Origin of the sequence: Streptosporangium sp. NPDC000095, assembly GCF_042899335.1 — a bacterium.
Taxonomy (GTDB): domain Bacteria; phylum Actinomycetota; class Actinomycetes; order Streptosporangiales; family Streptosporangiaceae; genus Streptosporangium.
On record NZ_JBIAZS010000018.1, the window covers coordinates 1 to 20224 of the forward strand.

General features: G+C 69.6%; 15 protein-coding genes. 1 reads left to right on the plus strand and 14 read right to left on the minus strand.

The window, feature by feature from the left end; genetic code table 11:
- Positions 1–173: 173 nt before the first annotated feature.
- The 12 genes from ACFY3V_RS31845 to ACFY3V_RS31900 form a co-directional block, all read right to left on the minus strand.
- Complete coding sequence (locus ACFY3V_RS31845) at positions 174–1682, minus strand: S1 family peptidase (RefSeq protein ID WP_350945726.1); 1509 nt, start codon at positions 1680–1682, stop codon at positions 174–176.
- A gap of 257 nt (positions 1683–1939) precedes the next feature.
- Positions 1940–3475, minus strand: a complete 1536-nt coding sequence (locus tag ACFY3V_RS31850; protein ID WP_389778628.1) for a S1 family peptidase — start codon at positions 3473–3475, stop codon at positions 1940–1942.
- A gap of 169 nt (positions 3476–3644) precedes the next feature.
- Positions 3645–5147: a S1 family peptidase gene (locus tag ACFY3V_RS31855; protein ID WP_389778630.1), complete on the minus strand. Its 1503-nt coding sequence runs from the start codon at positions 5145–5147 to the stop codon at positions 3645–3647.
- A gap of 374 nt (positions 5148–5521) precedes the next feature.
- Positions 5522–6694 (minus strand): glycine C-acetyltransferase, encoded by a 1173-nt coding sequence (locus tag ACFY3V_RS31860; protein WP_362904928.1) that lies wholly within the window; start codon positions 6692–6694, stop codon positions 5522–5524.
- Between the two features lie 61 nt (positions 6695–6755).
- The gene (gene tdh / locus ACFY3V_RS31865; RefSeq protein WP_362904921.1) at positions 6756–7784 is read right to left on the minus strand and encodes an L-threonine 3-dehydrogenase; all 1029 of its coding nucleotides are present in this window, start codon (positions 7782–7784) and stop codon (positions 6756–6758) included.
- 425 nt (positions 7785–8209) lie between these two features.
- Positions 8210–9307, minus strand: coding sequence for an SPFH domain-containing protein (locus ACFY3V_RS31870; RefSeq protein WP_362904919.1), 1098 nt, complete (start codon positions 9305–9307; stop codon positions 8210–8212).
- A 75-nt stretch (positions 9308–9382) separates the two neighbouring features.
- Positions 9383–9820 (minus strand): NfeD family protein, encoded by a 438-nt coding sequence (locus tag ACFY3V_RS31875; protein WP_350945720.1) that lies wholly within the window; start codon positions 9818–9820, stop codon positions 9383–9385.
- A 157-nt stretch (positions 9821–9977) separates the two neighbouring features.
- Complete coding sequence (gene fahA, locus ACFY3V_RS31880) at positions 9978–11114, minus strand: fumarylacetoacetase (protein ID WP_389778633.1); 1137 nt, start codon at positions 11112–11114, stop codon at positions 9978–9980.
- Positions 11114–12223, minus strand: coding sequence for a hypothetical protein (locus tag ACFY3V_RS31885; protein WP_389778635.1), 1110 nt, complete (start codon positions 12221–12223; stop codon positions 11114–11116). The genes fahA and ACFY3V_RS31885 overlap by 1 nt, the downstream gene beginning before the upstream one ends.
- Before the next feature lie 149 nt (positions 12224–12372).
- The gene (locus tag ACFY3V_RS31890; protein ID WP_362904926.1) at positions 12373–13542 is read right to left on the minus strand and encodes a homogentisate 1,2-dioxygenase domain-containing protein; all 1170 of its coding nucleotides are present in this window, start codon (positions 13540–13542) and stop codon (positions 12373–12375) included.
- A gap of 227 nt (positions 13543–13769) precedes the next feature.
- The gene (locus ACFY3V_RS31895) at positions 13770–14222 is read right to left on the minus strand and encodes a DUF1801 domain-containing protein (RefSeq protein WP_362904914.1); all 453 of its coding nucleotides are present in this window, start codon (positions 14220–14222) and stop codon (positions 13770–13772) included.
- Between the two features lie 182 nt (positions 14223–14404).
- On the minus strand, positions 14405–14761 hold the full coding sequence (locus ACFY3V_RS31900; RefSeq protein ID WP_362904912.1) for a VOC family protein: 357 nt from the start codon (positions 14759–14761) through the stop codon (positions 14405–14407).
- 178 nt (positions 14762–14939) lie between these two features.
- Here ACFY3V_RS31900 and ACFY3V_RS31905 point away from each other — a divergent pair, with 178 nt between their 5' ends.
- On the plus strand, positions 14940–17747 hold the full coding sequence (locus ACFY3V_RS31905; protein ID WP_362904910.1) for a LuxR C-terminal-related transcriptional regulator: 2808 nt from the start codon (positions 14940–14942) through the stop codon (positions 17745–17747).
- 38 nt (positions 17748–17785) lie between these two features.
- Here the strand turns inward: ACFY3V_RS31905 and nhaA are convergent, their stop codons facing one another.
- Complete coding sequence (gene nhaA, locus ACFY3V_RS31910) at positions 17786–19099, minus strand: Na+/H+ antiporter NhaA (RefSeq protein ID WP_389778638.1); 1314 nt, start codon at positions 19097–19099, stop codon at positions 17786–17788.
- A gap of 265 nt (positions 19100–19364) precedes the next feature.
- Positions 19365–20177, minus strand: a complete 813-nt coding sequence (locus tag ACFY3V_RS31915) for an SAM-dependent methyltransferase (protein WP_362904906.1) — start codon at positions 20175–20177, stop codon at positions 19365–19367.
- Positions 20178–20224 lie beyond the last annotated feature (47 nt).

Genomic DNA, 20224 nt, shown 5'->3' on the forward strand with positions numbered 1-20224 from the left:
TCGACCCCCCCGGACCACCCCCCGCCGCGTCCCGGCCCCCCCCCCCCCGCCCCGTCGCGGGGGGGGGGGGGGGGGGGACAAAAAAAACCCCCCCCCCCCCCCCCCCGAAACTCCGCCCTGTTTCCGGCTTGTTTCGTCATCCACAGCCCGGAATCACCTTCTTGGGACGCGGGTTATGGCGCGTTGTATCCCAGGGTGTAGGCGCCGGAGCCGCTGAAGGAGACTATGCGGTATCGGTAGTAGCCGGCCGTGCCGGTATAAGTGATCTTCTCGTTGGGGGTCGGGCTTTCCGAGGTGGCGACGGTGACCCAGCTCTGGTTGTTCCACTTCTGCAGGTAGAGGTCGAAGTCGACGCTGCCGCTGCCGGCCAGGCAGGCGGAGTGAATGCCGTCGGCGGTCGACTGGTAGTAGCGGTTGTTCGGCTGATAGACGGACTGACCATTGGCCAGCGTGCCGGTGACGGTCCTCGAATAGCCGGTGCACGTGCCAGGGGCCGCCGGTGGCGGTGGGGGCGGGGTGGATCCGCTGCTGGTCGTCAGGGTCAGGCCGTAGGTGGTGAGGATCTCGCCGATCGGCTGGAAGTAGGTGACGCCGCCGGAGTTGCAGTCGCCGGAGCCGCCGGAGGTGACGCCCTGGGCCTGGTCGATGGAGATGAAGGAGCCGCCGGAGTCGCCGGGTTCGGCGCAGACGTTGGTCCGGGTCAGTCCGGAGACGGTGCCCTGGGGGTAGGTGACGCTGGCGTTGAGTTGCTGGATGGTTCCGCAGTGCCAGCCGGTGGTGGAGCCGGACCGGCAGACCGACGCCCCCTCGATGGCCACTCTGGAGCCGGCGACGTTCACCGTCTCGCCCGCGCCGTTGCTCACCCACGGCCTGGGGGTCCAGTTGTTGTTCACGGCGACCCAGGCGAAGTCGCTGTCCGGGAAGGTCGACCCCTGGAAGACACCTTGGTCGGCTTGGTTGAAGCCAGTGGTGGTGGCGCCCTTGGCGCCGCAGTGACCGGCGCTGACGAAAGCGTTCTGGGTCCCCTTGGTCACGGAGAACCCGATCGAACAGCGCTCCGAGGCGCCGATGTAGTAAGCGTTGCCGCCCACCAGGTCGGACAGGAGCTGGGGTCGTTCGATGGATGACACCACCCGCACCGCGACCGGGTCCACGTCGCTGGCCTCGATGGCGTCCTGGGTCGTTGACGGCACATCGGACAGGACGACGACCTGGTTGGTCCGCACGTTGACATAGCGCACCGGCCCGCCCGAGTGGGCGGACAGGGCCGTCTCGACCGTCTGGAGGGTCGAGTTGAGTTGCGCCAACGACCGGCCGACGATCTCGGCGCGGGCACCCCTGGTGACGATCTGGGGAGTGTGTTCTTTATCGGTGGTGGCCACCACGAGATTCTGTGCGAGGTCTCCGGTGAACCAGGAACCGCCGAAGTCGGCGCCGAGTTCTTCGCGGAGTTGTGCCTCGACCGGCGCCAGGCGGGTCTCGTTGAGCAGTCGGGCCTGGGCCTGCTCCGCGGTGAGATGGAGGTCGCGTTGCATGGCCGCGAGCATTCCCGGCGGTGGTTTCATCGTGGTCGCGGTGGTTGCGACGCCGGTCGTCAGGGGCCGGGCGGCGGCAGGGACGGCCGTCGCGGTAAAAGTGGTCGCCAGGACGCATCCCATGATGGCGGCATATCTGCGGGGCATCGGTCTCTCCTCGACCTTGACTATCCAAGAAAGAGGGGGGAGCGCCTCACACCATCGGTTGATCATGCGGTGCGGGCAGCACAACCTTAATTCAGCTGTTGTCGGTCGCGGCCACGGAAGCCACACGCCACGCGGGTGCGACTCCGGCGATGCTCGCCGGAGCATTCCGGGGCCCGGCGAGGGACACCGTCGATCGGGTCCTCGACCGTCCCGGACCTCCCGCCACCCCGTCGATGCCGTAGACCTCGGCGGTCGGGTCACCGGGAAAAGGTCGGAGCGGCAGGAGGTGAGACTTGGGCGCGTTGCGGCATCCTGTATTCCAGGCTGTAAGGGCCGGAGCCGCTGGAGGAGACCACGCGGTATCGGTAGTAACCGGCCGTGCCGGTGTAGTCGATCCTCTCGTCGGGGTGCGGGCTTTCCGAGGCGGCGACGGTGACCCAGGCCCGGTTGTTCCACTTCTGCAAATAGAGATCGAAATCGGTGTTGTCGTTGGCGTTCAGGCAACCGGAGTGGACGCCGCCGAAGGCCGAGTAATAGCGACGACCGCGCGGTTGATAGGCGGAACTACCTACGGTCAGCGAGTCCTCGGCGATGCGCGGGTAGCCGGTGCAGGTGTTCGCGCCCGTGCCAGACGGGTTGGCGGTGGTCGTCAGGGTCAGGCCGTAGGTGGTGAGGATCTCGCCGATCGGCTGGAAGTAGGTGACGCCGCCGGAGGCGCAGTCGCCGGAGCCGCCGGAGGTGACACCCTGGGCCTGGTCGATGGAGATGAAGGAGCCGCCGGAGTCGCCGGGTTCGGCGCAGACGTTGGTCCGGGTCAGTCCGGAGACGGTGCCCTGGGAGTAGGTGACGCTGGTGTTGAGTTGCTGGATGGTTCCGCAGTGCCAGCCGGTGGTGGAGCCGGACCGGCAGACCGACGCCCCCTCGATGGCCACTCTGGAGCCGGCGACGTCCACCGTCTCGCCCGCGCCGTTGCTCACCCACGGCCTGGGCGTCCAGCCGTCGTTCACGGAAACCCAGGCGAAGTCGCTGTCCGGGAAGGTCGACCCCTGGAAGACACCCTGCAACACCCGGTTGAAGCCGGTGGTGGCCTTGCCCTGCGCACCGCAGTGACCGGCGCTGACGAAAGCGTTCTGGGTCCCCTTGGTCACGGAGAACCCGACCGAGCAGCGGGACGTGGTGCCGATGTAGTAGGCGTCGCCGCCCACCACGTCGTAAAGGAGCCGTGGGCTCTCGGCGGAGTGCACCGCCTGCACGGCGTTCGCGCCCACACCGCTGGCCTCTATCTCATCCTCAGTGGCTAAAAGATCCGAGGTGAGGATGACGATCCTGTTGCTCTTCACATCGATGAAGCGCACTTTTCCCCCGGCAGTGGACAGAGACGCGTCAGTGATCGCCAAGGCCTTGTGGAGGTCCGGGAGCGACCGGGTGACCACCTCACCCCGTGCGCCCGCGGCGATGATGTCGGGAAGATCGGCGGGGGTGGTGGTGGTTACCACGAGGGTCTGCGCGACGGTTCCGGTGAACCAGGAACCGCCGAAACGGTCACCGAGCTTCGCGCGGAGTTGTGCCTCGACCGGCGCCAGGCGGGTCTCGTTGAGCAGTCGGGCCTGGGCCTGCTCCGCGGTGAGATGGAGGTCGCGTTGCATGGCCGCGAGCATTCCCGGCGGTGGTTTCATCGTGGTCGCGGTGGTTGCGACGCCGGTCGTCAGGGGCCGGGCGGCGGCAGGGACGGCCGTCGCGGTAAAAGTGGTCGCCAGGACGCATCCCATGATGGCGGCATATCTGCGGGGCATCGGTCTCTCCTCGACCTTGACTGTCCAAGAAAGGGGGAGAGCGCCCCATACCACTGGCTCATCGTGCTACGTGGGCAACACGTAACCTTAATTCAGCCGATGCCGGTCACAGCCACATAAGCCATACGCCACGCCGGACAACGATTTCCAGCGAAGGCCACCGGGCAGGTCACGGTGCCTTGTACCCCAGAAGGTAGGCGCCGGAGCCGCTGGAGGAGATTACGCGGTATCGGTAGTAACCGGCCGTGCCGGTGTAGTCGATCTTCTCGTTGGAGGTCGGCCCATTGGAGGCGGCGACGGTGACCCAGGCCTGGCCCTCCTGCTTCTGCAGATAGAGGTCGAAGTCGGTGCCGATGGTACCGGCCAGGCAGGCGAAGTGGGGGCCGTCGGCGGTCGACCGGTGATAGATCGCCTGGTGAGCGGGCTTCCCAGCGATCAGCCGGCCGTCGGCGGTGTGCGGGTAGCCGGTGCAGGTGCCCGTGCTCGGAGGCGGAGGATTGCCATTGGTGGTCACCAGGGACAGGCCGTAGGTGGTGAGGATCTCGTTGACCGGCTGGAAGTAGGTGACGCCGCCGGAGTTGCAGTCGCCGGAGCCGCCGGAGGTGACGCCCTGGGCCTGGTCGATGGAGATGAAGGAGCCGCCGGAGTCGCCGGGTTCGGCGCAGACGTTGGTCCGGGTCAGTCCGGAGACGGTGCCCTGGGGGTAGGCGATGCTGGCGTTGAGTTGCCGGATGGTTCCGCAGTGCCAGCCGGTGGTGGAGCCGGACCGGCAGACCGACGCCCCCTCGATGGCCACTCTGGAGCCGGCGACGTCCACCGTCTCGCCCGCGCCGCTGCTCACCCACGGCCTGGGGGTCCAGTCGCCGTTCACCGCGATCCAAGAGAAGTCGCGGGACGGGAACAGCGATGCCTGGAAGATCCCCTGAGGGCCCCGGTCGACGTTGGCGCTGGTGGTCATCCCCACCGTGCCACAGTGACCGGCACTGACGAAACCGTTCTGAAGACCGCGGACCACGGAGAAGCCGATCGAGCAACGGGTTGTGGCACCGACGTAATAAGCCTCGCCACCCACCAGATCGGAAAGGGGCTGGGGCCGCTCAGCGGAGGAGAGCACCCGCACCGCGCTCGAATTCACGCCGGCGGCCTTGAGGACGGCCCTGGTCGTCGACGGCACATCGGACAGGACGACGACCTGGTTGGCCCGCACGTCGACGTAACGCACATGCCCTCCAGCGAACGGGTGAGTGGACAGGATCTCGTCCGTCTGCTTCTTGATCACGTTGAGTTGCGCCAGCGACAGGCCGACCACCTTGCCCCTGGCGCCCTCGGCGAGGATATGGGGAAGATCGGCGGGGGTGGTGGTGGCCACTACAAGAGTCTGCGCGACGGGTTCGGTAAGCCACGAACCAGCGAAACGGTCACCGAGTCTTCTATGGAGCCGCGCCTCGATCTCCGTCAGGCGGGTCTCGTTGAGCAACCGGGCCTGGGCCTGCTCCGCGGTGAGATGGAGATCGCGCTGCATGGCCGCGAGCATTCCCGTTGGTGGTTTCGTCGCGGACACGGTGGCCGAGGCGTCGGACGTCAGGTGCCAGGCGACGGCGGGGGCGGTCGTCGCGGTAAGGGCGGTGACCGCCAGGACACATCCCATGATGGTGGCATGTCTGCGGGGCATCGGTCTCTCCTCGACCTTGACTGTCCAAGAAAGGGGGAGAGCGCCCCATACCACTGGCGCATCGTGCTACGCGGGCAACACATAACCTTAATTCAGCCGATGCCGGTCACAGCCATGAAAGCCACACGCCACGCGGACGACGATTTTCAGCGAAGAGCACATGAGCGTTCCTCGCGTTCGCCTGAACACACCATGCCCGGACTCCCGTTCGGGGTGCCCGGCGGGGAACTCGCCGGGCACCCCGGTAGACGAACGTGTGGTGGAGGGGGCCGGGCGCGCCACCCCGGGTCCGGGGCCGGGTGCGGTGTTTTTACCCGCGGGCCGCGGAGAACACCCGTCAGCGGGTGTTCGCCGGTGAGCTCCACCGCGGGTGTTCAGCCACGGGCGGTGGCGAAGGCCTCCAGCGCGCGGTCGACGTCCTCGGACGAGTGGGCCGCCGAGAGCTGGACCCGGATGCGGGCCTCGCCCTTCGGGACGACGGGGTAGGAGAAGCCGATCACGTAGACGCCCAGCTCCAGCAGGCGTTCGGCCATCGCGGCGGCCTCGGCGGCGTCGCCGATCATCACCGGGACGATGGGGTGGTCACCGGGCAGGATGTCGAATCCGGCCTCGATCATGCCGATGCGGAACCGCTCGGTGTTGGCGCGCAGCCGCGTCCGTGCCTCGTCCGAGCCGCTGATCAGGTCGAGGACGCGCAGCGAGGCGGCGGCGATCACCGGGGCGAGGGAGTTGGAGAACAGGTAGGGGCGCGAACGCTGGCGGAGCAGCTCGCAGATCTCCCCGCGCGCCGCCACGTAGCCGCCGCTCGCCCCGCCGAGCGCCTTGCCGAGCGTGCCGGTGAGGATGTCGACCCTGTCCCGTACGCCGTGCAGCTCGGGGGTGCCCCCGCCGTTGTCGCCGACGAAACCGACGGCGTGCGAGTCGTCGACCATCACCATCGCCCCGTACCGCTCCGCCAGGGCGCAGATCTCGTCCAGCGGCGCGACGTAGCCGTCCATGGAGAAGACACCGTCGGTGACGATCAGCCTGCGCCGGGCGTCGGCGGACTCCTTGAGCCGCGCCTCCAGCTCGGTCATGTCACGGTTGGCGTAGCGCAGGCGCCGGGCCTTGGACAGGCGGATGCCGTCGATGACGCTCGCGTGGTTGAGCGCGTCGGAGATCACCGCGTCCCGGTCGTCGAGCAGGGTCTCGAACACGCCGCCGTTGGCGTCGAAGCACGAGCTGTACAGGACGGTGTCCTCCTGGCCGAGGAAGTCCGACAGCCGCGCCTCCAGCTCCTTGTGCACCTCCTGGGTGCCGCAGATGAAGCGGACGGACGCCATGCCGAAGCCCCAGCGGTCGAGGGCCTCCTTGGCGGCGGCGACCACCTCGGGATGGTCGGCCAGACCCAGGTAGTTGTTGGCGCAGAAGTTCAGCACCTCACCGCCGCCGGCCACGGCGATGTCGGCGCGCTGCGGGGTGGTGATGACCCGTTCGGGCTTGAGCAGCCCGGCTTCCGCGATCTCGTTCAGGGTCGTACGGAAGTCGTCGCGCAGGTTGTCGAACATCAGGCCGTCCAATCCGAGGTGATCTTTCCGGTTCCGCCGAGGTCGCGGCGGGGGCCGGGCATCAGGCCGTCCAATCCAGGATGACCTTGCCGGTCCTGCCTCCGGCGGCGGTGTCGAAGGCCGCGTCGAAGTCGCGGTAGGAGAAGCGGTCGGTGATCACGGGGGTGAGGTCGAGGCCCTTCTCCAGGAGTACGGACATGGCGTACCACGTCTCGTACATCTCCCGGCCGTAGACGCCCTTGATGGTGATCATCGAGGTCACGACCGTCGCGAAGTCGACGGCGAACTCCTCGGCGGGCAGGCCTAGCATGGCGATCTTCCCGCCGTGCGACATGGAGGCGATCATGTCGCGGAGCGCCTTCGGGTTGCCGGACATCTCCAGGCCCACGTCGAAGCCCTCGCGCATGCCCAGCCCGTCCATGCCCTCTTGTATGGAGGTCTCCGCGACGTTCAGGGCGAGGGCGACCCCGAGCTTGCGGGCCAGCTCCAGCCGCTCGGGGCTGACGTCGGTGACGACCACGTTGCGGGCGCCCACGTGGGTGGCGACCGCGGCGGCCATCAGCCCGATCGGCCCGGCGCCGGAGATCAGCACGTCCTCGCCGACCATCGGGAACGTGAGGGCGGTGTGCACCGCGTTGCCGAACGGGTCGAAGATCGCGGCCACGTCGAGGTCGACCGGGACCCGGTGCACCCAGACGTTGGAGGCGGGGAGCGTCAGATATTCGGCGAAGGCGCCGTCGCGGTTCACCCCCAGTCCGATCGTGCTGCGGCACAGGTGCCGCCGACCGGCCATGCAGTTGCGGCACTTGCCGCAGACGAGGTGCCCCTCGCCGCTCACCAGGTCGCCGCGGGTGATGTCCTCCACGCCGGGCGCCACCTCGACGACCTCGCCGCAGAACTCGTGGCCGATGACGAGCGGCGTGTTCAGCGTCTGCCGGGCCCACGCGTCGAAACTCCGGATGTGCAGATCCGTGCCGCAGATCCCGGTGCGCAACACCTTGATCAGCACCTCGCCGGGTCCGACGGACGGCTCCGGCACGTCGACGAGCCACAGACCGGGCTCGGCCCTCTCCTTGACCAGTGCCTTCATCGCGGATTCCCCCTCGGTTTCGACCATACGCACTGTGCCCGGTCGCCTTCGGGGGTGTCCATCGCGGTTTTCTTAACCCCGCCCACAGCGTTGCTTCACGCCCGGGTCCCGGGGGGATACCCAGACATTTCTCCCTAAACCGGCCGAACAAACGGGTACGACCGCGAGATCTCGACGGGAGCACCGGTCAGGTCGTCTCCTTCAGGCCCCAGCCGATGATCACCGAGGACAACCTGGTCGTCGAGATCGACACGGTCCCGTACTTCCAGGTCACCGACCCCCGCGACGACCCGGTGCCAGGCGCGGATGCCCGCGCCGACGAACACCGGTCGTGATCGTTGCCCTACGAACCTCGGCCATGAAAAAGGTCCTCCCGCCCGGGTCACCGGGCAGGAGGACCGGGAAGAGAAACCCTCCTCCGGAGGTCAGGGGCGGTGCTCCTCCTGGAGGTGACGCTCCTGCTGCGACTCCGTCTCCGCTCCGAGGAGGCCGTTGCCGGGGAGAGGCGCCGGAGGCGCGTTGAGCTGGCGGGGACCGAGATCGGTCTCGGCGGCCTCGGCGACCGCGTCGGCGGCCGCCTGCTCGGCCTGCTTCCGCTCCTCGGCCGCCGCCTCGTTCACCCTGGGGGTCTCGCGGACGGCCGACGACTGCGGCAGCGCCTCGGTGAACGCCTTGGAGACGCCCTGGATGGCGGTGGTGACCTCGCTGGGGATGACCCAGAACGTGTTGTTCGGGCCCTTGGCCAGCTCGGGCAGGACCTGCAGATACTGGTACGCCAGCAGCTTGGGGTCGGGGTCGTTGCGGTGCACGGCCTGGAAGACCTCGTCGATGGCCTGCGACTGACCCTCGGCCTTGAGGATCGCGGCGCTCCGGTCACCCTCGGCCCGCAGGATCGCGCTCTGCTTGTCACCCTCGGCGGTCAGGATCTGCGACTGCCGCTGGCCTTCGGCGTTGAGGATCGCGGCGCGCTTGTCCCGCTCGGCGCGCATCTGCTTCTCCATCGCCTCCTTGATGCTCTTCGGCGGGTCGATGGCCTTGATCTCCACCCGGTTGACCCGGATGCCCCACTTGCCGGTCGCCTCGTCGAGCACTCCGCGCAGCTGGCTGTTGATCGTGTCACGCGAGGTGAGCGTCATCTCCAGGTCGAGCGAGCCGACGACGTTACGCAGCGTGGTGACCGTGAGCTGCTCCACGGCCTGGATGTAGTTGGCGATCTCGTACGCGGCGGCCCGGGGATCGGTGACCTGGAAGTACAGGACCGTGTCGATCTCGACGACCAGGTTGTCCTCGGTGATCACCGGCTGGGGCCTGAAGGAGACGACCTGCTCACGCAGGTCGATCATCGGATAGACCCGGTCGATGTACGGGATCACGAAGTTCAGGCCGGGCTTCAGCGTGCTGTGATAGCGGCCGAGTCGTTCCACGTTGCGGGCTCGCGCCTGGGGGACGATGCGCACCGAACGGATCACGGTGAACACCGCCAACAAAGCGATGAGCAGTCCGGCTACGAGTAGAGCATCCATGGCGTCACTCCCGACGTGGATTTATTTATGGCGGCACTCCCGCGGTCTGGCTGTACGGGCAGAGGGGTCGTGGCGTCACTCTCGTGGATACACGAGTGCGGTCGCGCCTTCGATCTCGATGACATCGACGGTCGCTCCGGCGGGGATCACCAGAGTCTCGTCGTAGGCCCTGGCGGACCACTCCTCGCCGCCGATCCGAACCCGGCCGTCCCTGCCGGTCACCTCGCTCAGGACGTAGGCGGACCTGCCCACGATCGCCTGGATCCCGAAGCGCTGGCTCCGGGGTTGCAGCTTGGCGATGTGGCGCTGGGCGACGGGACGGACCAAGGTCACTCCGGCGGCCATGGAGGCGACGAACACCACGAGTTGGAGTGGGATCGGCAGCCCCAGCGCGGCGGCGACGGAGGTGATGAGGGCGGCGCCCCCGAGCAGGCCGAGAGCGGTGGTGAGGGTGAGTATCTCTGCGACACCAAGCGCCACAGCCAAGATCAACCAGATGACCCAATACTCCATGCTCCGACCCTCCTGTCCTACTTGTACAACGTTCCGGACGTCAGGTAGGTTCCTTTGCTCACCGTATGCCTTTCGCCATGTCGCGGACAGGCCCGGTTCTCCCCGCAGGCCGCCGACTTCGAGCGCCTCGGCTCATCCCTTCCCTCGAATCGCCGGGTTACCGCGCGGGCTCGATCCTTCCGGAGACCTCACCCAGAGTGATGACGGTCCCGCCGGGTCCCGGAGCGGTCGCGGTGATCGTGACGGTGTCCCCGTCCTCCAGGAAGGTCCTGGCGGAGCCGTCGGGCAGCTTCAGCGGCTCGGTCCCGTTCCAGGTCAGCTCGATCAGCGAGCCGCGCTCGCCCGGCCCGGAGCCGGAGACCGTACCGCTCGCGTAGAGATCGCCGGTGCGCAGGGCGGCGCCGTTGACGGTCATGTGGGCGAGCATCTGGTCGGGCGTCCAGTACATGTCCCGGTACGGGGGACGGGAGACGACCTCGCCGTTCACGGAGACCTCCATCCGCAGGTCGAGCCCCCACGGCTCCTCGCGGCGCAGGTAGTCGAGCGGCTCGGGATCCTGCCGCCCGCCCTCGACGCGCGCCTCCGACAGGGCCGCGAGCGGGGTGATCCACGGAGACATCGAGGTGGCGAAGGACTTGCCGAGGAACGGGCCCAGCGGGACGTACTCCCACGCCTGGATGTCGCGGGCACTCCAGTCGTTGACCAGGGTCACGCCGAACACGTGGTCCTCGAACCGTCCTGCCCGCTCCCCGAGGGCGGTCGGCGCGCCGACGACGAATCCCAGCTCCGCCTCGATGTCCAGCTTGGCGGAGGGGCCGAAGACCCCCGCGCCGCGCTGCCCGGAAGGTCGGGTGACCGGGGTCCCGGACACCACGACCGTCCCCGCCCTGCCGTGGTAGCCGACCGGCAGGTGACGCCAGTTCGGCTTGAGCGGCTCCTCGTCGGGGCGGAACATCCGGCCCAGGTTGGAGGCGTGCTCCAGCGAGCAGTAGAAGTCGACGTAGTCGGCCACCTCGATCGGCAGGTGCAGGGTGACCTGGTCGAGGGGTATGAGGTGCGGCTCCACCACCACGTGGTCGGTGCTCAGCTTGTTCTGGATCAGGGTCCGGGTGTCCCGCCACGCGGCCGGGCCCCTGGACATGAAGGCGTTGAGCGATCCGGTGGCGAACACCTCGTCGTGCAGCGCCCCGGCCAGGTCGACCACGTGGTCTCCGTACCGGACGCCGACGCGAGGGGTCTCTCCCTCATGACGGGAGAAGACTCCGTAGGGCAGGTTCTCCAGGTCCCAACCCATTACACGTTCTCCTCTGTTGTGTCGGGGGCGGCCATGCCGTGGGCCGCTCCGCCGGTGGTCGCTGTATCGGGGATGGTCGTTCCGGGGATGGCCGTGCCGGTGCCGGTGCCGGTGCCGGTGCCGGTGCCGGTGCCGGTGGTGGCGGTGGCGGTGGTGGTGTTGTGGGGCGCCGTGCCGGCGGGGGCGGGCGGGCGCCGGGCGATCAGGCCCAGGGCGACCAGGTCCTCGATCGGGGTGTGCGTGTCGCACGACCCGTACGACACCAGCAGCTCCCTGGCGCGTGCCGAGGTGTCGTCGGGCACGGCCTGTGCCAGCCGTACCAGCTCGCCGACGTCGGTGAGCTTCAGCACCGGCACCGGGTCGCGGTCCTCCACGGCCGCGCAGACCGCGAGGACCAGGTTGAGGAATCCGTGCCGGTCGACGCCGAGCGCGGGATCGAAGTGGCGGACCGCGTTGTGCAACCCCGCGGTCGCCTTGAACGGTACGCCGTGCCTCGCGCAGTGCGCGATGAGGGCGCCCAGGTCCGCGGCGCTGGGAAAGGCGCCCGCGGTCAGCCCGCCGCAGCGGAACTTCAGACCGGGGCCCTCGCCGTCGCGCGGCAGGGAGGTCAGGGAGGCGAGGGAGGCATGGTCGCCGGCGGACACCTCGACGAACAGCCGGGCGTCGCCGGGCAGCCGTCCGGCCAGTCGCTCCCACACCGCTCCGGGGGTCTCGCCCGGCGCCTGCCGCACCTCGACCAGCTCGACGGCGACGTCCTCCAACGGCGGTAGGTCGGGGGTGTCGAGGATCAGACCGAGCCGGATGGGAAAGGTGAGGTGGTCGCGGAGCTCCCCCAGGCGTCCGGCCGGGCAGAGGAACCGGTGGGTGAGCACCGGGTCGTTGCCCGCCAGGTCGTTCCTGTGGCGTTCCAGGGCCTCCGCCATCGGCAGCCCGGTCGGCGGGAACAGCCCCGCGTCGTCGACGAGCTCCCGGAAGAGCGTCGCCGTTCCCATGCCCACACCGCTCATACCTGTGCCGCTCACACCTGTGCCGTCCACGCCCGTACCGCTCGCGTCCCTACCGTCCACGCCGGCGCCCGTTCCCGTTCCCGTGCTCGCGTCTACGCTCATGGTTCTGCCCCTACCCCGTGGCGGGTCGGAGGTCGCGCTCGGACCGGAGACCGTATCCGTGTTCGTGGTCACGTCCGGGGACGCTCCCGCGTTCGTGTCCCGGCCTCGGGCCGTGTCCGGAGGCGGCTCCGGGTCCGGGGCCGCGTTCGTCAACGGGCCCACGTCCACGCGTACGCGGGGTCCTCCACGGAAAGCCCGGCGCGACCCAGGTCGAGGGGGCGGAAGGTGTCGACCATCACGGCCAGCTCGCTCGTCTGCGTGTGGCCCTGCCGGACCGCCTCGATGACGGCTTCGACGGCGCCCGGCTGCGGCCCGTGCGTGAACCCCGCCGGGTGCAGGGAGACCGAGCCGACGTCGATGCCCGATCCCTTGCGCGCCGTGTAGTCGCCGCCCGCGTAGAACATCAGCTCGTCGGAGTCGACGTTGTGGTGGTTGTACGGGATCGGGATCGCGTCGGGGTGGAAGTCGAGCGGCCGGGGGCAGAACGAGCAGATCACGAAGTTGGGACCCTCGAAGGTCTGGTGCACCGGCGGCGGGGCGTGGGTGCGCTTCACGATCGGCTCGAAGTCGTTGATGTTGAACGCGTACGGGTAGAGGCAGCCGTCCCAGCCGACCACGTCGAACGGGTGGTCGCGGTAGACCAGCCGGGTGAGCCCGCCGCGCGTGCGGACGAGCACCGGCACCTCCTCGCCCTCGGTGATCAGGGGCTCCTGCGGGGTGCGCAGGTCGCGCTCGGAGTAGGGGGCGTGCTCCAGGAACTGGCCGTATTTGGACAGGTAGCGCTTGGGCGGCCGGATGTGACCGGCCGCCTCGATGGTGAACGCCGTGACGAGGCCCCTCGGCACCCACCGGTGGATCGTCCCGGTGGGGACGACGACGTAGTCACCCTCCCCGGCCTCGATCGCCCCGTATGTCGACTCGAACCTGACCTGCCCGCTCGCGATGTAGACGCACTCGTCGCCCATGGAGTTGCGGTAGAGCCCGCTGGGTTCCTCGCTCGCGGCGTACGACATGCGGACGTCGGCGTTCCCCGCGATCAGCCCGCGCCCGGAGACGAGGTCCCCCTGGGGCTTGAGGTCCTGGGTACGCAGGTGGCGGGGGGAGAGCGGCACGTTGGGGGTGAGGTTTCGCGACTCGTCGGGCTCGACGGCCTCGGCCTTGACGATCGCCGTGGGGAGGTGGCGGTGGTAGAGCAGCGACGAGTCGCTGGAGAACCCCTCCTCGCCCATCAGTTCCTCGGCGTACAGCCCGCCGTCGGGCCGCCGGAACTGCACGTGCCGCTTGCGGGGGATCTCCCCTACGACCCGGTAGTACGGCATCCGCTTCTCCCAGCTCTGTCCGTTTATAGGACGCATACGTCCTTTATACGAACAACCATCTGTCAGGGGGATGGGAGATGTCAAACGTCGTCCCAGGGTGTCCGTCCCGTAGGAATCCCACCTCTGCCGGCGCCGCCCCGGTGACCTACGCGAGCCGACGCCGTTCGAGCGAGGTGATGTGCGGACCCGACCCGGCGCGATTCGGGGCGCACATTCCCGGGCGAGCCTCAGCTCACCGCCTGCTTCACCAGCGCGCTGATCCGCGCCTCCACCTCGGCCGTCACCTCGGTCAGGGCGAAACCAGCGGCCCACATCGCGCCGTCGTCCAGGTTCGCCTGGTCGCTGAACCCGAGCGTCGCGTAGCGTGTCTTGAACTTGGCCGCGCTCTGGAAGTGGCACACGATTTTGCCGTTCAGCGCGTAGGCGGGCATCCCGTACCAGAGCTTCGGCGCGAGGGCCGGGGCGTCGGCGGTGATGACGGCATGGACGCGCTGGGCCAGGATCCGGTCCGATTCCTGCATTTCGGCGATCTTCGCGAGCACGTCCCGCTGGTCCTGCGCCGCCTTGTCCGCGCGTGAGCTGCGGCGCGCCGCCGTCTTCCGCTCCTGGGCATGGTCCTTCATCGCGGCCCGCTCCTCGGCGGTGAATCCCTCGTACGTGCTGCCTTCGGTGCTGCTCATGGCGGATCTCCTCCTGGAGGATCTTGATTTTCTGGATTTCGAGAAGGGACCTTGTGGTCCTCGGTCGTGATGACGTCGTCGAGGTCGTCTCGCCGCCCGCCTCGGCGGATCCTTCGAGCGAGGTGGGTTCGTGGTCTTGTCGGCGGCCGCCAAGCGGCGGGCATGGCAGGGGCAGGCGGCGATCAACGGTCCTGCAGAAGCCCCAGGACGTTGCCGTCGAGGTCGACGACGGTGGCCACCAGGCGTCCGCCGCCGACCTCGTGCGCGGCCTCCCGGACGATGGCCCCCGCGGCGATCACCTCGGCCAGCTTCGCCTCGATGTCCGGTACGTGCCAGTAGGCCACCGGCGAGGTCATGCCCTGCGGTCCACCGCCCGGCACCAGCCCGATGTGCTGGCCCTCGACCTCGAAGCCGACGTAGTAGGACGAGTCAACCTGGGGCGGGACACCGAGCAGGGCCGCATACACCGTCTTGGCCTTGGCCAGGTCGGACACCGGGTGCAGCACGGTCTTGATTCCCTGGGCGGAAGAGCCGGTCATGGTCACTCCTGTGGTCGTGGGCCTCGTCGACCCGCTGTTCGCGTGTTCACAGCTTCGCCTCCGGCCTGCCCGGCCGACATCCGTGGTGACCACGGAACCGCCCACGGATCGACGGCACGGATCGCGCCCGGTGGCCACCACGGATGAGAGCACGGAGGGGGTGCGGCAATATGTGACAGTGATTGCAGCAGCGGACATATCGCCCCGGGAAGCCGAAGTGCTGGAGCTGGTCGGGGCCCATCTCAGCAACGCCGAGATCGGGGCACGGCTGCACATCTCGGTGCGCACCGTGGAGAGTCACGTCTCCTCGCTGCTGCGCAAGCTGGAGGTGCCGGATCGGCGGGCGCTCGCCCGCCGCGCGTCCGAGCCGATCGGCGTCGGCCCGTCTCACCCGGCACCGGTTCTGCCGGCCCCGTTGACCTCGTTCGTCGGCCGGGTGAGCGAGCGGGCCGAGCTGGCCGAGCTGATCAAGGAACACCGTCAGGTGACCGCGGTCGGTTCCGGCGGGGTGGGCAAGACGCGGCTGGCGTTGGCGGTGGCCGCGGAAGCGGCCGGCGAGTACGCCGACGGGGTGTGGTTCGTCGACCTGGTTCCGGTCACCGATCCGGACCTGATCGCCACGGCGGTCGCCGGGGCGCTCGGCCTCGGTGAGCAGCCCGGCCGCGACATGACCGAATCCGTGCTCGCCGCACTGGCCGACCGCCATGCGCTGCTGGTGCTGGACAACTGCGAGCACATGGTGGACGGGGTGACGCTGTTTCTCGAGCGGCTGCTGGCGGCGTGCCCTCGGATGACGGTGCTGGCGACCAGCCAGGCACGGCTGATGGTGCCGTTCGAACGGGTGTATCCGGTCCCGCCGCTGTCGCTGTCCGTCGACGGTGAGTCAGACGCGGTCGCGTTGTTCAGGGAACGGGCGGCGGCGGTGGGCCGGTCACTGGATCCCGCGCTGCGCGATCAGATCGCCTCGATCTGTGAGCGGCTGGATGGGATGGCGCTGGCGATCGAACTGGCCGCCGCCCGGTGTTCCACGCTCGGGCTGGACGGCATCAACGCCGCCCTGTCCCATCCGCTGCGGATGCTGACCGGTGGCTCCCGTGCCGACGAGCGGCACCGTTCGGTGCGGGGGGCGCTGGACTGGAGCCATGCTTTGCTGGAACCGGCCGACCGGGCGCTGCTGCGCCGGGTGTCGGTGTTCGTGGCACCGTTCACCGCTGCCGCGGCGGCGGAGGCGGCCGGGGGCGAGGAAGGCATCGTCGCCGAGGGACTGGCCCGCCTGGCCGAACAGAGCCTGCTGGTGGTGACGGGGTCCCCGGGCGGGACCAAGTACCGGGCGTTGGAGACCATCCGTCAGTACGGGGTGGAGCGGCTGGCCGAGGCCGGTGAGCTGGTCGACGCCCGATCCCGGCACGTTCGCTGGTGCCTGACCAAGGCCGCCGAGCTGGCGGTGGTGCGAGCCGACTGGCGGGCCCGATTCGACGCGGTGGTGGACGATCTACGCGCCGCCCTGGCGTGGGCGGCCGACCGGCCGGAACAGCGCGCGGACGCGTACCGCCTCGCTCGGTTCATGGCGGAGCTGACCTTCGTCCGTCACCTGATCGGCGAGTCCCAGGGGCGCTACGAGCAGGCCGCCGCGCTCGCCGACGACCCCGCCGCCGGGGCATCGATGCTCCGGCACGCCGCGGCCGTGGCCGGCTGCCGGATGCACGGCGATGACATGTACCGCCTGCACCGTGCGGCCGCGGAGGCCGCCGACCGGGCCGGTGACACCGCCGGCGCCGCCCGTGACCTGGCGACCGCCGCCGCCGGCGCCTACCGGTTCTCCGGAAAGTTCGTCAGGAAGCTGCCACCGGAAGAGGTGATCACGCTCATCACCCGGGCGCGGGAGCTGGGCGGCGACGACCCGGCCGCCCAGGGCGCGGTGGCGTTGGCCGAGGCCGGACGGGCGCTCACCGAGATCGGTGCCGCACCGGGCGTGAACGACAACGCGATTCCCATGGCGATCGCACGCGCCGAACGAGCGGTCGAACTCGCTCACCGCACGGGTGACCCGCTCGCCGAGTCCGCCGCGCTCGATACGCTCACCTGTGCTCGGAGCTGGGCCGGCGACCCGTTCGCCGCCGCCGACTCGGCCCGGCGCCGGATCATGCTGCTCTCGTCCACACCGGACACCCCGGCCGGTACCCACGAGCTGATCGAGGCACTTGGTGAGGTCACCGAGGCCGGCCTCGGCACCGGCGACCTGCCGGGGGCCCGCCGGTGGGCGCGGCGACTCGCGGATCATCCGCTGCTGGCGGAAGTCGGCCATCGTGCCACGAGCTGGCTCCTTGTGGCCGACGCGATGGCGGGCAACGTCGAGGAGGTGGTCACCGGCAGCGTCCGGTTCCTCGACGCGTGGCAGCAGGCCGGCAGCCCCGCCAGGTCCGTCCTCGGCCCGTCGGCGGCCGCGGTGGCGATGATCCACGGCCTACGCGACGACCAGGACGCCTGGCGTGAATGGAGCGCGGTCCTGAATCGTCTCGACCCCTCACCGGGCAATACCCACGGCTACGGGGCGGTCTTCGACGCGATGCTCCTGCTCCACCGTGGGCGGGCACCGCAGGCGCTGGAGCGGCTGGCGCCTGAGCCCGGCGAGGTATGGCAGTGGGTCACCTGGATCTGGCTGCACTGGTATGTGGCGCTGAGTGCCGAAGCCGCCGTACTCGCCGGGAGCTCCGATGCCCGCGACCGTCTGGCCGAGGCTCGGACCGTCGTGGCCGGCAACCCGGTCGCCACCGCCATCGTGGAACGGGCCCAGGCGCTGCTCGACGACGACCGGGAGCGGTTGCTCGCCACGGCGGACGCGTTTGACGCCGCCGGCTGTCGCTATCAGTCGGCGCGGACCCTGGTGCTCGTCGGCGGCGGCCACGCCGCCCGTGGCGCGGCCGCGCTGGCCGACCTCGGTTTCGCCCCGATGGCCCCACCGGACGCGCCCCGGAGCCGTTTTTGAGTACGGCCTTCCGGGGTGTCATCGGCAGGCGCGTCCTCTCAGGGCTGCTGGTAGGCGTCGGGGATGCCGTCACCGTCACGGTCGACGGTCTCGACCTCGTGGATGCGCCGGTAGGTGCGATTGCGCATGCGGAGGATGAGTGTCGCGAGCAGGGCCGCGACGAGGGAGCCCGTGAGGACCGCCACCTTGACGTGGGCGTCACTCTCGCTGCCGGCCCCGAACGCCAGCTCCCCGATGAGGAGGGAGACGGTGAAGCCGATGCCGGCGAGTATCGCGAGCCCGGCCACGTCCACCCAGCTCAGGCTCTCGTCCAGGTCGGCGTGGGTGAAGCGGGACACCAGCCAGGTCGCGGCCATGATCCCGATGGGCTTGCCGACCACGAGCCCGATGACGATGCCCACCGCGATCGGGTCGGTGAGGGCGGAGGCGAGGCCGCTCAGGCCGCCGATGGCCACCCCCGCCGACATGAACGCGAAAATCGGCACGGCCACCCCGGCCGAGATCGGTCGCATGCGGTGCTCGAAGTGCTCGGCCAGGCCGGGTCCGGCGCTGGGGCCCCCGGCCCGCTCGCTGCGGACGACCGGCACGGTGAAGGCGAGCAGCACCCCGGCGACGGTGGCGTGCACACCCGAGGCGTGCATCAGCGCCCAGGTCACGGTGGCGAGCGGTAGTAGCAGCCACCAGGCGCGCACCCGGCGCCGCACCAGCAGGGCGAAGATCGCCAGCGGCACCAGCATGCCCAGCAGGGGCAGCAGCGACAGGTGCGCGGTGTAGAAGAGCGCGATGATGGCGATGGCGAGCAGGTCGTCGACCACGGCCAGGGTGAGCAGGAAGGTGCGCAGCGCCGTGGGCAGGAACCGGCCGACGACCGCGAGCACGGCCAGCGCGAAGGCGATGTCGGTGGCCGTCGGGATCGCCCAGCCCTTGCCCGCGTAGTCGGCCGCGTCGCTGGAGAGGGTGACGAGCAGATACAGCCCGGCCGGGACGATCACACCGCCGAACGCCGCCGCGACCGGCACCGCCGCCCGCCGCACCTGGCGCAGGTCGCCGGCGACGAACTCGCGTTTGAGCTCCAGCCCGGCCACGAAGAAGAAGATCGCCAACAGCCCGTCGGCGGCCCAGGTGGCGAGGGTCAGATCCAGGTGCAGGGCCGCGGGCCCGATCCTGATGGCGCGCAGCGCCTCGTAGGCGCCCGACCAGGGGGAGTTCGCCCAGATCATCGCGACTACCGCGCCGACCAGCAGCAGCGCTCCGCCGACGGTCTCCCCGCGCAGGATGTCGGCGATGCGGCGGGCCTCGTCCCACGAGCCGCGGCTGAACAGGCGAGGCGTGCCGGGAGAGGTGTTGCCCATGTGAGCTCCGCTTCAGGGGTCGGGTCGGACACTGCCGACCAGACTTCCCGGCGCACCGCCGTTCACCATACCCGTGGGTTCGGCGGAACCCGGCGGAGGGTGCCACGTGTCAGGGCCGCCCGTGGCGCGGTCGCCCGTCGTCCGGCGGCCCCGAGGGGCACGGAAGGTGCCACGTGTCAGGGCCGCCCGTGTCAAGGCCGGTCGCCCGCGGTCCGGCGGCCCTGAGGGGCAGGGCGTGCTCAGGGCTCGCTCGGGCAGGGCGTGCTCAGGGCTTGCGTCCCACGGCGCAGAACTCGTCCACCTCGCGGAGGCCGCCGACGATCGACGGCCCCGGACGCCAGAGCGGGCACGAGACCACGCCGGGTTCCACCACTTCCAGCCCTTCGAAGTAGCTCTCGATCTGCTCGGGACTGCGGAGGGTGTACGGGACCGAGCCGGCCTCGTTCCAGATGGCGATGGCCTTCTCGAACTCCACGCCCCGGATCACGTTGGTGCCGTCGGCCACCGCCAGGTAGCTGCCGGAGGGCAGGGCGGCGAGCAGGCGGCGGGTGATCGCCCGTCCCTCGTCGATGTCGGTGATGTGACCCAGGATGTTCATCAGCATCAGCCCGACGGGCCTGTCGAAGTCCAGGGTGTTCCCGGCGGCCTCCAGGATCCTGTCGGGGTCGCGCAGGTCGGAGTCGATGTACTCGGTCGCGCCCTCGGAGGTGCCCGTCAGCAGGGCGCGGGCGTGCGTGAGCACCATGGGGTCGTTGTCGACGTAGACGATGCGCGCGTCCGGGGCCACCCGCTGGGCGACCTGGTGGGTGTTGTCGACGGTGGGCAACCCGGTGCCGATGTCGAGAAACTGACGGATCCCGCCCTCACCGGCCATGTACTCGACGGCGCGGGAGAGGAATGCCCTGGACGAGCGAGCGATATCGACGATGTCAGGAAAAATACCGACGAACTGGTCGCCGATTTCGCGGTCGATGGCGTAGTTGTCCTTGCCGCCGAGCCAGTAGTTCCAGATGCGGGCGGAGTGGGCCACGCTGGAGTTGATCGTGGAGGCATCGTGCGGGGAGGTCTCGTCGGACACGGCCTGCTCTTTCTCTGATGCAGGGGAAGGAAGATCCTATTTTGCCA